This is a genomic window from Archangium minus (genome assembly GCF_044360475.1).
In the GTDB taxonomy this organism is placed as follows: domain Bacteria; phylum Myxococcota; class Myxococcia; order Myxococcales; family Myxococcaceae; genus Archangium; species Archangium minus.
On sequence record NZ_CP043494.1, the window covers coordinates 7,412,630 to 7,426,073 of the forward strand.

Annotated in this window: 12 protein-coding genes; 7 read left to right on the forward strand and 5 right to left on the reverse strand. The window is 67.6% G+C overall.

Features of this window, described 5'->3' with window-relative positions; all coding sequences use genetic code 11:
• Positions 1–31 precede the first annotated feature (31 nt).
• Together F0U60_RS30080 and lnt are read left to right on the forward strand one after the other, a co-directional pair.
• Complete coding sequence (locus F0U60_RS30080; RefSeq protein ID WP_395804793.1) at positions 32–685, forward strand: hypothetical protein; 654 nt, start codon at positions 32–34, stop codon at positions 683–685.
• The gene (lnt, locus tag F0U60_RS30085) at positions 682–2,349 is read left to right on the forward strand and encodes an apolipoprotein N-acyltransferase (protein WP_395804795.1); all 1,668 of its coding nucleotides are present in this window, start codon (positions 682–684) and stop codon (positions 2,347–2,349) included. Before F0U60_RS30080 ends, lnt begins: the two co-directional genes overlap by 4 nt.
• 5 nt (positions 2,350–2,354) lie before the next feature.
• Here the strand turns inward: lnt and F0U60_RS30090 are convergent, their stop codons facing one another.
• The gene (locus F0U60_RS30090; RefSeq protein WP_395804797.1) at positions 2,355–3,614 is read right to left on the reverse strand and encodes a dipeptidase; all 1,260 of its coding nucleotides are present in this window, start codon (positions 3,612–3,614) and stop codon (positions 2,355–2,357) included.
• Between the two features lie 272 nt (positions 3,615–3,886).
• On the opposite strand from F0U60_RS30090, the gene F0U60_RS30095 reads away from it, so the two are divergent.
• The gene (locus tag F0U60_RS30095) at positions 3,887–4,690 is read left to right on the forward strand and encodes a hypothetical protein (protein WP_395804799.1); all 804 of its coding nucleotides are present in this window, start codon (positions 3,887–3,889) and stop codon (positions 4,688–4,690) included.
• 58 nt (positions 4,691–4,748) lie between these two features.
• Here F0U60_RS30095 and F0U60_RS30100 read toward each other — a convergent pair whose 3' ends face one another.
• Positions 4,749–6,710 (reverse strand): ABC-F family ATP-binding cassette domain-containing protein, encoded by a 1,962-nt coding sequence (locus tag F0U60_RS30100; protein ID WP_395804801.1) that lies wholly within the window; start codon positions 6,708–6,710, stop codon positions 4,749–4,751.
• Between the two features lie 147 nt (positions 6,711–6,857).
• Between F0U60_RS30100 and F0U60_RS30105 the strand changes: the two genes are divergently transcribed.
• Together F0U60_RS30105 and F0U60_RS30110 are read left to right on the forward strand one after the other, a co-directional pair.
• Positions 6,858–8,573 (forward strand): serine/threonine protein kinase, encoded by a 1,716-nt coding sequence (locus F0U60_RS30105; protein WP_395804803.1) that lies wholly within the window; start codon positions 6,858–6,860, stop codon positions 8,571–8,573.
• A 130-nt stretch (positions 8,574–8,703) separates the two neighbouring features.
• Positions 8,704–9,195: a GAF domain-containing protein gene (locus F0U60_RS30110; protein WP_395804805.1), complete on the forward strand. Its 492-nt coding sequence runs from the start codon at positions 8,704–8,706 to the stop codon at positions 9,193–9,195.
• Positions 9,196–9,244: 49 nt separating this feature from the next.
• Here F0U60_RS30110 and cmk read toward each other — a convergent pair whose 3' ends face one another.
• The 3 genes from cmk to F0U60_RS30125 are packed head-to-tail and all read right to left on the reverse strand — an operon-like array spanning position 9,245 to position 12,020.
• On the reverse strand, positions 9,245–9,934 hold the full coding sequence (gene cmk / locus F0U60_RS30115; protein ID WP_395804807.1) for a (d)CMP kinase: 690 nt from the start codon (positions 9,932–9,934) through the stop codon (positions 9,245–9,247).
• Positions 9,931–11,025, reverse strand: a complete 1,095-nt coding sequence (gene hisC, locus F0U60_RS30120; RefSeq protein WP_395804809.1) for a histidinol-phosphate transaminase — start codon at positions 11,023–11,025, stop codon at positions 9,931–9,933. Before hisC ends, cmk begins: the two co-directional genes overlap by 4 nt.
• Before the next feature lie 26 nt (positions 11,026–11,051).
• Positions 11,052–12,020: an acetyl-CoA carboxylase carboxyltransferase subunit alpha gene (locus tag F0U60_RS30125; protein ID WP_395804811.1), complete on the reverse strand. Its 969-nt coding sequence runs from the start codon at positions 12,018–12,020 to the stop codon at positions 11,052–11,054.
• Between the two features lie 97 nt (positions 12,021–12,117).
• Here F0U60_RS30125 and F0U60_RS30130 point away from each other — a divergent pair, with 97 nt between their 5' ends.
• On the forward strand, positions 12,118–12,807 hold the full coding sequence (locus tag F0U60_RS30130) for a tetratricopeptide repeat protein (RefSeq protein ID WP_395804813.1): 690 nt from the start codon (positions 12,118–12,120) through the stop codon (positions 12,805–12,807).
• Between the two features lie 73 nt (positions 12,808–12,880).
• Positions 12,881–13,348 (forward strand): hypothetical protein, encoded by a 468-nt coding sequence (locus F0U60_RS30135; RefSeq protein WP_395804815.1) that lies wholly within the window; start codon positions 12,881–12,883, stop codon positions 13,346–13,348.
• Positions 13,349–13,444 lie beyond the last annotated feature (96 nt).

Sequence of the window (13,444 nt, forward strand, 5' to 3'; positions counted from 1 at the left end):
AGCATACGAGGCCCTGAGAACAGGGGCGAGAATGGGTTCGCAACCTCCCAATGAAGAGCGGCGCGTCGACAGCGACGGCGTGACGCATATCCAGCGAAAGCGCACGGGCAGCGGCATGTGGATCGTCGGGCTGGCGCTCGGCTTCACCGTCGTGTGTCTGCTCTTGAGTACCTGGCTCGTGTCATCGCCAGGCTCCGTGCCGGCCACCCCAGAGGCCGAGCCCGTGAAGCTCGCGGAGAGCACCCCCTCCCCCACTCCCTTCCGGCCTGCCCGGAAGGTGGCCCCGCGGCCCGTGGCGATACCCGTGTCCGGGCTGGGGATCCCCTCCCCGTCCGAGCCCGCCCCCGAGCAAGAGCCCATGACGCAGGAGGCCACGCCCTCGGGACCGGCGGAGGGAATCAACCTGTATCGCCCGGGCACCAAGCCCCTCAAGCAGGGCATCGTCGTGCCCGAGGACTTCGAGCTGCCTCCCGGCTACGTGCGCCACTACCAGGCCACGGACAACGGTGAGCGCGTGAAGCCGATCCTCATGTTCCACCCGGACTACAAGCCGACCGACTCGAACGGAAGGCCCGTCGAGCTGCCCGCCAACCGCGTCGTCCCGCCTGAGCTGGCGCCCCCGGGCATGCCCATCGAAATCCTGGATGTTCCGGCGGGACCCGAGGGAGTGGAGCCCATTCCGTGAGCACAGGTGCGGTACGCGCGCGACGTCTGGCGAGCCTGTTGCTCGGCGTCGCGGGCACCACGGCTCTCGCGTGGCTGTTCGGGAGTCTGGAACCACGCTGGGTGTCGGTCGTTTGGGTGTCGCTCGTGCCCTGGTTGCTGGTGCTGAACCGGATCAGCTCCTGGCGCGAGGCCGTGCTCGCCGGTGTGGCCCTGAGCCTCGCCTTCACCTCGGCGCTCTTCGGGTGGTTCCCCGCGGCGATACAAAGCTACTCCCAGGCGCCCCTGGCGGTGTGTTGGCTCGCCCTGTGGGTGCTGGCTCCCTTCATGGAGTTCCAGTTCATCACCTTCGCGCTGGTGCGCTACCACCTGCAGCGCACCACGCAGGCAGGCCCGTGGGCCTTCTGGCGCATCACGCTCACGGGCGCGCTCGTGTACGTGGGCACCGAGTGGCTCTGCCCCAAACTCTTCGCGGAGACCCTCGGACATGGCCTCTACGCGTCCGAGCTCCTGCGCCAGGGCGCGGACATCGCCGGAGCGCACGGGCTTACGTTCGTGGTCCTCATCGCCAACGAGTGCGTGCTCGCCGCGGGGAAGGCCCTCGTAGCCCACGGGCCGAGGGAGGGCTCGCGGCGCGCGCTGGCGCCTCTGGCAGTGCTGGCGGCGATCCTGCTGGGCGGGCTCGGGTATGGACAGCTCCGCTACCAACAGGTGGCCGAAGCCAAGGCCTCGCGACCGGACCTCGTGGTCGGCGTCGTACAGGCGAACATCACGAAGTACGAGAAGCTCGCGGCAGAGATGGGCATGTACGACGTCGTCCGGATGATCCTGGACACGCACTACCGGCTCTCGGACGAGCTGCTCCAGAACCGGAAGCTGGATCTGCTCGTCTGGCCCGAGACGGTGTACCCGACGACCTTCGGCACACCGAAGAGCGAGGCGGGCGCCGAGTTCGATGCGGAGATCTCCGGATACGTCTCGCGAAGCCAGGTGCCGCTCCTCTTCGGCACGTACGACCTGGAGCAGGAGCGCGAGTACAACGCCGCCATGTTCGTGGGTCCGGGGCGAGACGGGACACTGACCCGCTCGGCGTACCGCAAGACGATGCTCTTCCCGCTGACCGAGTGGGTCCCTGAAGCCATCGACTCGCCGTGGCTGCGCGAGCGGTTGCCCTGGACGGGCTATTGGAAGCGGGGCCCCGGCCCACAGACCCTGTCGATGCAGCTCCGCGAGGGCCGGACGCTCACCATCGCGCCGCTCATCTGCTACGAGTCCATCTTCCCCGGCTACGTCGCCGAGGAGGCCCGCCGGGGCGCCGAGTTCATCGTCACGCTGTCCAACGACTCGTGGTTCTCGGGGACGCCCGCGCCGAAGCTGCACCTGATGCACGCAGCGTTTCGCAGCATCGAGACACGGCTGCCGCAGGTGCGCGTCACCAACTCGGGCATCTCCGCCCTCATCAGCCCCACGGGCGAGGTGCTCACCGCGGTGCCGGATGACCAGCGCGGAAGCATGGCCGTGACCGTTCCCCAGACGCCTCACCTGTCCACACTGATGGTGGCCTGGGGTGACTGGCCAGGCCCCACCGCCCTGGTGCTGAGCGTGGTGCTCCTCCTCGGCCCCTCGCTGCTGGCCCGGCGGAAGGAACGCCAGGCCGAGTCACCACACCCACTCCCCGGAGCCTGAGACGCTCAGCGGCTCGCGGCGTGGGCCTCGACCTGCTGCCACACGCGGAAGACGTTGCCCGAGGCGATCTTCTCGATGTCCGCCTCGCTATAGCCGCGCTCGAGGAGCACGCGGAAGAGGTTGGGATACTGGGACACGTCCTTGAGCCCGATGGGAAGCGTGGGGCCCACGCCATCGAAGTCGGAGCCGAGACCCACGTGATCGATCCCGACCAGCTTCACCACGTGGTCGATGTGATCGGCCACGTCCTCCACCTTCGCGAGCGGGGCCGGGTGCTCGCGCAGATAGGACTCGACGAACGCCTTCAGCTCGGGGCTGTCCGGCTTCAGGCCACGCGTCGTGGCGAAGGTGGTGATGTCCTTGTGGATCTGCTGCTGGTACGCGTTGGCGGCCTGGGAGAGGAAGGCGGAGCCGAAGTTGATCATCACCACCCCACCCTTCGCGGCCACGGCGCGGATGAGCTCATCGCTGATGTTGCGCTCGAAGTCGGGCGTGAAGTGGCGGCACGAGGAGTGCGAGGCGATGACAGGCACCTGGCTCGTCTCCACCGCCTGGCGGATGGCGTCATCCGAGAGGTGCGAGACATCCACCATGATGCCCACCCGGTTCATCTCGGCGACCACCTGCTTGCCGAACGGGCTGAGGCCGTTCCAGGTGCGCTTGCCCGCGTTGAAGGAGGCATCGCTGAGCAGGTTGTCCTTGGAGTGCGTGAGGGTGATGTAGCGCACACCGCGCCGCTGGAAGTGCGCGACGTTCTCCAGCTTGTCCTCGATGGCGGCACCGTTCTCGATGCCCAGCGCGAAGGAGATCTTGCCCTCCCGGGTGTTGCGCCGGGCCTCCTCGACCGAGCGGGCCATGGCGAACTTCTCGGGGGACTTCCGGGCGATCTTCTCCACCATGTCAATCAGCGAGTCCGCGAGCGCCTTGGCCCCGCCCGTCTCCTGGTACTCAGCCGGGATGTAGATGGACATGAAGGGCACGTCGAGCCCGCCCTCCACGGCGCGCGGGTAGTCGAAGTCGCCCTCGGCGGTGCGCTGCGAGACATCCTCGGTGGGCTCCCCATCGGGACCCAGCTTCTCCCTGAGCCGGTAGGGCATGTCGACGTGGCCATCGGCGATGATGACGCGCTTGGCGAGCTCGCGGCTGCGCTCGGTGAGGTCCGTGGACGAGGGGGTTACCGGGGTGCCCTGCTGAATGTTCGTGCCGTGGGTGCAAGCCGAACCCGCGAGGAGGACGAGGCTGAGAAACGCAGTGGTGGGTCTCATGGCCGATCGCTTACCCCACCCGCGACGAGGCTCGATACTTCGATTCCACCGTCTTCCACACCCAGGCAGCCAGGCGACCCGTAGCCCGGGCTCTCGGCCTTGAAATCTGGGCAGTGGGGAGAAGTGGCATGAATCAATCCGGGTCATGAACGTCCCATGCATGCAAACTCTGGCAACGAGGCACACCCTTGCCTGCGTGTCAGAGGATGGTTCGGCAGCAGACACGGAGACGCGTCATGAGTCCTCGATGGTTGGTCTGTTTGGTTCTGGGCTTGGCGACCCCTGTCGTTCATGCGCAGACAGCCCCGGCCGCAGCGCCGGATTCCGAGTTCGCCGAAGACCTGGCCGCGGAGGAGGAGCTGGCGCCCACGGCCCCCTCCCCTCCTCCGCCACTCCCCGAGGAGACACCGACGGCGCGTCCCTTCGCCGATGCCGTGTGGACCTCGGGCCATTGGTACTGGGATGACAGCCAGTGGCGCTTCAAGCCGGGGGCGTGGATCGCGAAGATGCCGGGCTACCAGTTCGTTAACGGCTACTGGCAGCAGGACGGATATGTCTGGCGTTGGATCTCAGGGGGATGGGCGAGTCCCGGCTCGATGGAGGTGGAAATCCCCATCGATCTGACGAGCGAAGAGGTCACGACGACCCAGGCCCCTCCTCAACTCCAGGTTGAGGCCCCTCCGCCCGCTCCCGCGCCGAACCTCACGTGGGCACCCGGTTATTGGTTCTGGTCCGGCACGCAGTGGGCCTGGGTGGGTGGGAGCTGGGTCGCACCGCCCCGGCCAGGCCTCGTCTTCGTCTCTCCGAGATGGGTGCGGCGAGGGCCCATGTGGGTCTTCGTCGATGGCGGATGGGCCGTGCGTGGCTCGGTCCGGGTCGTCGTTCCGGAGTACCGGCACGCGGGCATCACCGTGCGGTGGGGACATCCTCACTACTTCTTCCACACGTGGCGGCGCTACCCGATGGTGCGTCACTACCACTACAGGCGCTGGTCAGCGCCTCGTTATCGCGGCCCCCGCTATCATGATGCGAGCCCGTCCCGAGAACACCGCTGGGGTGGCCGGCATCACCGGTAGGGGTACGGAAGCGAATACCCTCACCCCAGCCCTCTCCCGGAGGGAGAGGGGGCGAACCTCAGAGTGACGCGGAGGCTTCGGCCAGCTTTTCCTGCGCTGCCTCCCACTGGGCATAGAGCTGCTCCAGTTGCTCCTTGCCCTCGCGATGTGTGTCCATCAGCGGCTTGGCCTTCGCGAAGTCGTTGTAGAGCACCGGATCCGCCAGCTGCGCCTCGCGCTCCTTCTGCGCCGCCTCCAGCTTGGAGATCGCCTCCTCCAGCTTCGCGATCTCCTTCTTGATGGGGCCCTCCACGGCGCTGCGCTTCTGCCGCGCCTCGGCCTCCATCCGCTTGCGCTCCTTCTCCGTCATCCCCGCCGTCGGCGTCTTCTCCGACAGCTTCTCGCCCAGCCCCGCGGCCTCTGCCGCCAGCCGCTGCTGCTCCTGGTGGTAGAGGTAGTCGTCCAGGTTGCCCGGGTGCGTCTCCACCTTGCCGCCCACCACGTCCCAGACGTGTGTCGCCAGCCCGTTCACGAAGCTCCGGTTGTGTGACACGAACACCAGCGTTCCGCCGTACCCCTGTAGCGCCTCGATGAGCATCTCCGTCGAGTCCAGGTCCAGGTGGTTCGTCGGCTCGTCCATCAGCAGCAGGTTCGAGGGCACCAGCAGCAGCTTCGCCAGCGCCACGCGCGCCCGCTCTCCACCGCTGAGCACGCCCACCGGCTTGTCCACGTCATCCCCCGAGAACATGAACGACCCGAGCACTCCGCGGATGAAGCTCTCTGGCTTGTCCGCCGCGAGCGGGCGCACCTCCTCGATGATGGTGTTTTGCTTGTTCAGCTTGTCCGCGTGGTGCTGCGCGTAATACCCCATCACCACGTTGTGCCCGAGCTTCACCGTGCCGCCATCCGGCACCAGCTCGCTCGCGATGATCTTCAGCAGCGTCGTCTTACCCGCGCCGTTGGCGCCCACCACGGCGATGCGCTGACCGCGCTCCACCCGAGCGTCCAGCCCCGAGTACACCACCGCTTCCCCGTAGCGCTTCTGGATGCCCTCCAGCGTCACCACGTCGCGCCCCGAGCGCTCCACCTCCGGGAAGCGGAAGTGCATGGTGGCGCGCTCCTCAATCACCTGCACGTCCTCCATCTTCTCCAGCATCTTCGCGCGGCTCTGCGCCTGCCGGGCCTTGGTGGCCTTTGCGCCGAAGCGGTCGATGAAGGCCTGGAGCTCCGCCTTGCGCGCCTCAACGCGCTCGGCCTGGGCCTTGAGCTGCTCCATCTCCTCGGCACGCTGCCGCTTGTACGTGTCGTAGTTGCCCACGTACGAGCGCAGCCCCTCCATCTCCAGCGAGAGGATGCGGCCCACCTGCCGGTTGAGGAAGTCGCGGTCGTGCGAGATGAGCACCAGCGACTTGTTCGAGCGCTTGAGGAAGCCGTCGAACCACGCCAGCGTCGGCACGTCCAGGTGGTTGGTGGGCTCGTCCATCAGCAGCAAGTCCGGATCCTGGAGCAGCAGGCCCGCCAGCGCCGCGCGCATGCGCCAGCCGCCGCTCAGTGCTCCAGTGGGCTTGGCCAGGTCCGCCTCCCGGAAGCCCAGGCCCTTGAGGATGCGCTCGGCGTGGTGCCGGCCGTAGTGATCCTCGAAGTGATCCAACTCCGTGTGCAGGTCCGCGAGCGTCTGCGCCAGCTCGAGCTGCTCCTCCTCGGAGGACGCGTTGCCGAGCGCCTCCTCGGTCTCCCGCAGGCGATTCTCCAGCGAGTCCCGGCCCGGCACGGTGCTCATCACCGCGTCCACCACCGAGCCCTCGGGCAGGCCCGCCAGCTCCTGGGGCAGGTAACCAACACGTGACTTGCGCCGGTAGGTGAGCGTCCCCGAGTCCGGGTGCTGAACCCCGGCCAGGATCTTCATCAGCGAGCTCTTCCCCGTACCGTTGGCGCCCACCAACCCAATGCGGTCCTTGGGTCCGATGGTGAAGCTTTCGTTGTCGAAGAGAACCTTCTTCCCGTAGGAGAGGCAGATGTCCTGGGCGATGACGAGGCTCATATCGGGTCCGGGGGTGTAACAGTCCGGCGGCCTTCCGGGAACGACAGAGATGCCTGCCCGGTCCCTCCCCGGCCCCTGAGACCGAGACAGCCCCCTGTCAGGACCCCTGCCCGTCACCTGCTGGGTTTGCCTATACTTGCCCCCCTGATGGCTCCCCCCTGCCCGCACTGCGGTAGCGCCGAAGGCCCCGATCATCCCTGCAGCGCTCCCCAGTTGGCGCTCATCGGCCAGGTGCTCGACGGCCGCTACAGGATCGAAGACGTGCTCGGCCAGGGAGGCATGGGTATGGTCTTCCGCGCCACCCAGACGTCCGTCCAGCGGCCCGTGGCGGTCAAGACGCTCAACCCCTCGCTGGCGGCTGCGCCCCAGTTCTTCGAGCGCTTCCGGCGTGAGGCGGAAATTGCCAGCCGCCTGCGCCACCCCAACATCATCACCATCTACGACTTCGGCCGCGCCCAGGACGGCACCTGCTACTACGTCATGGAGCTCCTGGAGGGCGAGAGCCTCCGCGAGCAGGTCAAACGCGACGGGCCCATGAGCCTGCGCCGCGCGGTGGACATCATCGAGCAGGCCTGCCGCGGCCTCGCCCACGCCCACGAGCAGGGCGCCGTCCACCGTGACATCAAGCCGCACAACATCATGGTGCAGCAGCTCGACGGGCGAGACTTCGTCAAGGTGCTGGACTTTGGCCTGGTGAAGGCGCTCGAGCACGAGGATGAGCAGCAGCTCACCTCCACCGGCCAGGTGCTCGGTACGCCGCAGTACATGCCGCCCGAGCAGGCCGGCGGCGAGGGCGTTGATCACCGCTCCGACCTCTACTCGATGGGCGGTGTCTTTTATTACTGCCTCACCGGCACCTCGCCGTACGGGGCCAACACGGTACGCAAGGCGCTCACCGCCGCGCTGACGCAGCCGGTGCCCACGGTGGCCGCCAAGCGCCAGGGCGCGCCCGTGCCCCAGGCCCTCGAGGACTTCTTCGAGAAGGCGCTGGCCCGCGAGCAGGAGGACCGCTTCCAGAGCGCCCAGGAGTTCATCGACGCCATGCTGGACGCGGTGGCAGACCTGTCGCCCGAGGAGCTCGATGCGCTCCCCATCAGCTCGGCCCCCGAGGTGAGTGGCGGAAGCAAGCCAAGCCAGCGCAGCGTGTCAAAACCGGGGCGCTCGACTCCGAGTGCCGGGAACTCCCGGACGTCCGCTGTTCCGGCGGCTCGGTCGGGTTCGCAGCCCTCGTCGGCTCGAGGAGCCCAGCCCTCCTCTCGGAACGCCCAGTCGTCCAACCCGAGCTCCGCGAGGGGAAGCGGTGGCGCCGCACGCCAGTCGACTCCGCGTCCCGTGGTCCTTGTTGTCCCTCAGCACACCGAGGCGCTCCCGAAAGTGCCGCAGAGCCACTTCTCGGGCAAGAAGCTCGCGCTCGTGGCGGTCCCACTGGCGCTCATCGCTGCGGGAGGCGCCTTCGTCGTCATGCGCCCCTCTACGCCGGCCGAGGCCCCTCCTCCCGCCATGGAGGCAAGCAGTTCGGACACCGCGCAGAAGCCCGCTACGCCCGCCGCGGACAGCATGATCCTGGTGCAGCTCCGCTCGACTCCCGCCGGCGCCACCGTGTTCGATGGTGACGTGCAGCTCGGCACGACCCCTCAGGATCGCCAGTTGCGCCGCAACGAGCTGCACGAGCTCACCTTCCGGCTGCCCGAGCACCAGGACGTCAAGCGCAAGTTGGACTTCAGGGGCGTGCTGTCGGATGCACCGCAGGAAGTGAACGTGACGTTGGAGCCCGTGAAGTCGGCGCCCGCCGAGCCCTCCAGGACTTCGCGCCCCGCCAGGCCAAGCAAGGAGAAGGACGACTCCGTCCCTATCTTCGAGTAGCTCCAGGGTTCACTCGGAGGCGACTCGCGAAGTTCACTTCCTCGGGTGTCGCGGCTGAATCAGGTTCAGGTTAAAGAAGCGCCGGATGTCGGCGCGACCTCGCTCCGGCCCCTGACTCGAGGATCAAACCATGGCTGAAGTCACCCTGGATTTGCGCGGTAGGCCTAAGGCCGAGGCCTATGCCGAGCTCAAGAAGCACGTCGAGGCCGTCCTGGAGGGCATCAACGACGACGTGGCCGGCATGGCCACGATGAGCTGCCTGCTCCACCACGCCTTCGGTCACCTGTGGACCGGCTTCTACCGTGTCGTGGAGCCCGGCAAGCTGCTGCGCGTCGGCCCCTATCAGGGGACCCTCGGGTGCCTGGAGATCCGCTTCGGCAAGGGCGTCTGCGGCACCTCCGCCGCCAAGGGCGAGACCGTCGTCGTCGAGGACGTGCACGCGTTTCCGGGCCACATCACCTGTGACGGCCGCTCGGCCTCGGAGATCGTCGTCCCCGTGTTCGGCCCCAACCGCGAGCTGATCGCCGTGCTCGACATCGACTCCGAGCACAAGGCCACCTTCGACGACGTGGACCGCCGCGCCCTGGAAGAGCTGATGGGGTGGTTCTCTCGGCGCAAGTAGTCCGCTCCGATACACCCTCACCCCGGCCCTCTCCCAAAGGGAGAGGGAGTTACCGCTTGGACATCCTCGCCAGGATGTCCTGCTCCAGCCGGTGCACCACCTCGGACAGCGGCATGCTGCTCGAGTCGATCCGCACCGCGTCCTCCGCCGGCTTCAGCGGAGCCACCGCTCGCGAGGCATCGTCCTGGTCGCGCTTGATCTGATCCGCCAGGACATCTTCCAGCGAGCGCTCCACGCCCTTCTGGAAGAGCTCCTCGTACCGGCGCCGGGCCCGGATATCCGGGTTGGCCTCCAGGAAGAACTTCGCGTCCGCGTCCGGGAACACCACCGTCCCGATGTCGCGGCCCTCCAGGATGGCGCCCTTCGGAGTCTCCAGCGCCAGCCGCCGCTGCAGCGACAGCAGCCCCGCGCGCACCACCTGCCGGCTCGACACCTGCGAGGCCGCCATGGAGTTCTCCGGCGTCCGGATCTCCCCTGACACATCCTCGCCATCCAGGAACACGTGGTTGTCCTCGCCCACCACCTGGAAGGACACGTGCACCCGGGCCAGCAGCTCGCCCAGCTTCGCGTCGTCGTCGAACGCGATGCTCTCCCGCCGCGCCTTCAGCGCCACGCAGCGGTAGATGGCCCCGGTGTCCACCAGCGCGAAGCCCAGCCGCCGTGCCAGCACCTTCGACACAGTGGACTTGCCCGCACCCGCCGGGCCGTCGATGGCCACGATGAAGGGACGCTGACTCATGAAGCGAGAACCTCCCTCAACGCCGTCAGGCAGCGCGCGTTCTCCTCGCGCGTGCCCACGGAAATGCGCAGCGACGTGGGGTAGCCGTTGCCTGCCACCGGCCGCACGATGACGCCCTTGCGCAGCAGCTTCTCGTACAGCTCCACCGCCGGCTGCCCGAAGTCCGCCAGCACGAAGTTCGCGTGGCTCTTCGTCAGGCGCGCTCCGAGCTTCGGCAGCTCCGCCTCGAAGAAGCGCAGCCCCTCGCTGTTGAGCTCGCGCGTACGCCGCACGTGCTCCACGTCTTCCAGCGCCGCCAGCCCGCCCATCTGCGCGGGGATTGTCAGGTTGAACGGCATCCGCGTGCGCTGCAGGTACGCCACCAGCCGCGCGTCCATCACCCCGTACCCCAGCCGAATGCCCGCCAGGCCGTAGATCTTGCTAAACGTCCGCAGCGCCACCACGTTCGGGTGCGCGCGGAAGTACTCCACCGCGCTGAAGTACTCCGGCCAATCCACGAACTCGAAGTAGGCCTCGTCGTGGACCACCAGCACGTGCTCCGGCACCTTCGCCAGGAAGGCCTCCCACTCCTGGCGGCCGAACGCCGTCCCCGTCGGGTTGTCCGGGTTGGCGATGAAGATCATCCGCGTGCGCGGGTTGATCGCCCTCGCCATCGCCTCCAGATCATACCGGTGCCCCTCGCGCATGGGCACCTCGGCGAAGGGCCGGCCATGGGCCTGCACGGAGATCCGGTACGCCGGGAACGAGCCCTTGCACAGCAGCACCTCGTCCTCGGGCGTGGTGAAGGTGCGGATGAGCAGCTCAATGAGCTCGTTCGAACCACAGCCCAGCACGACCTCCTCAGGCTTTACCCCGAGGTGCTCGGCCAGCCGGCGCACGAGCGTGAAGCTGCTCGCGTCCGGGTACAGATGAACCTTCTGCGCCGCCTCGCGCATGGCCTCAATGGCCTTGGGCGAGGGGCCCAGCGGGTTCTCGTTGGAAGCCAGCTTGATGACCCCCGTGAGACCGTATTCCCGCTCCGTCTCCTCGATGGGTTTGCCCGGAACGTAGGGCTTGAGCGTCTCGATGTAGGGCGGAACGAGCGGTCTCATGGGGTGCCTGGCTTCCTGGGTAACAACTAGCGCCCGGAGAACACGCCGAGCGCGCGGAATTTCTGGTACCGGTCCTGGACCAGCTCGTTGCCCGTCAGCTCGGACAGCTCGCTCAGGTGCTTGCGGACCGCCTTGCCCAGGTTCTCCGCGGCCTTCGCGTAGTCACGGTGCGCGCCGCCGGCCGGCTCGGGGATGATCTCGTCGATGACGTTCATCTCCTTGAGATCCTTGGCCGTCAGCTTCAGCGCATCCGCCGCCTTCTCCGCCTTGGAGGCGTCGCGGTAGAGGATGGACGAGCAGGCCTCGGGCGAGATGACCGAGTAGATGCTGTTCTCCATCATCAGCACCCGGTTGCCCACGCCGATGGCCAGCGCGCCGCCAGAGCCGCCCTCGCCAATCACCGTGGAGACGATGGGCACCTTCAGCCGGCTCATCACCTCCAGGTTGTACGCGATGGCCTCTGCCTGGCCGCGCTCCTCGGCGCCGATGCCCGGGTAGGCGCCCGGCGTGTCCACGAAGGTGAGGATGGGCTTCTCAAAGCGCTCGGCCAGCTCCATCAGCCGCAGCGCCTTGCGGTAGCCCTCCGGGCGCGGCATGCCGAAGTTGCGCGCCATGTTCTCCTTGGTGTTCCGCCCCTTCTGGTGACCAATCAACATCACCACCTGCCCCTCGAAGCGCGCAAAGCCGCCCACGATGGACGGGTCCTCTCCGAAGAGGCGGTCTCCCGCCATCTCGAAGAAGTCCGTGAAGAGGTGCTGGACGTAATCCAAGAAGTACGGACGAGAGCTGTGGCGCGACAGCTGCACCACCTGCCAGCGCGAGAGATCACTGAAGATCTCCGTCTGCAGCTTCTTGGCCTTCTTCTCCAGCTTGGAGATTTCCGAGGTGAAATCCACCGAGCCGCTCGCCGAGAGGGCCTTGAGCTCGTCGATCTTCTTCTCCAGCTCGATGAGCGGTCGCTCGAAATCGAGTGGATAGTTGATGCCGTTCGCCATGGCGCCGGACCCCTATCACCTGCCCCCAGGCCTTTACAACGCGCAACCCGTTACGCGGTGCGTAGAATCCCCACCTTCTCTCGCCCGTCGGAGTTCCATGCCCCGCCTGCTGCTCCTGCTCGCCCTCGTCCTCGCCCTCCCCTCGTCCGCCCAGTCGGCCCGCGCCCTCAACTCCGAGGGTTTCCGCCTCTATCAGGAGGGCAAGTACCCCGAAGCGCTGGAAAAGTTTGAGGCCGCCGCCAAGGCCGACCCCAAGCACGCCCTGGCCCACTACAACGTGGCCGCCACCCTGGGCGTGCTGCGCAAGAAGGGGGAGATCTGCCAGTACTCTGCTCACCGGGAAACAATCCTCGAGCGGTTGAACACCGCCATCCGGCTCGATCCTCGTCGGCTCGCCCGCGCCAAGGAGGACGCGGACCTGGATCCCATCCGTGACACGGTGGGTTGGCAGCGCCACCTGGGCCGCTCCCCCGCGAAACAGGGCGATGTTCCGGAGCTCCTCCGGCGGGTGACCTGGTACTCCCCCGGTGAGGGCGTCTACGGCTCCACCCGGAAGCTCACCTTCTCCGAAGGTCAACGCGTCGTCCTGTGGCGGAGGATCATCGACGACGACGCCAACCCGGGCCGCACCGAGGAGGTGTCCGGGACGTACACCGTCAAAGGGCGCTCCATCACCCTGACCTTCCCGGGAAAGAAGCCCCTTCCGGGGAAGATGACCCCCAAGGGGGTACTCCAATTCGAGGAGCTGGGAACGTTCCTCGACTCACCCTCCGAGTGCGAGGCGTAGGACGGATTCCCCCCGGGGCAGTTGGCGGCCTGGGGCCCCCCTGCCCACCCTCTCTCCCAGGAGGTTGCGGGGGATGGTGCGACTCGAGAATCGGCAGTGGGGGCTGGTCGCGGTGGTGGCGGTGACTCCCTTCTTCTTCGCCTTCCTGCTGGCCGCCCAAGCTCCGGGGCTCGTTGAGCCCGTGCTCGGAACGGCGATCGGCGGCGCGAGCTGGCTGCTCGCCGCGCTCCTGGGATTGCTCGGAGGTGCCCTGTTCGCGGGTGGATTGAGCACCTTGGCGCACTCGCCCTGGTTCGCTACCTCGCCCGTCCGCCGTGTGCTCGGGATGACCTTCGCGTCGCTCGTCCCCGTGGGGCTGTGCATCGTCCCCGCGATGTGTCTGCTACTCGCGGGGCCGGCCCTCGCCCTGCGCCTGGAGCGTGGCACGACGGTGATGACGAGCCGGGAGCAGAGCCGCACGCCACGAGAGCTCGCGCAGCGGATTCTTCGGCAGCAGCTGCCCCGGGTGCTTCCGAGTCTGCCCCGGGCGAATCCCTGGTGAGCGGCAGAGGCCCGGATTGGACGCCCGTGGGGTGACACGGGCGGTGAACCCTGGAGGGGCATACCCTCACCCCGACCCTCTCCCAGAGGGAGAGGA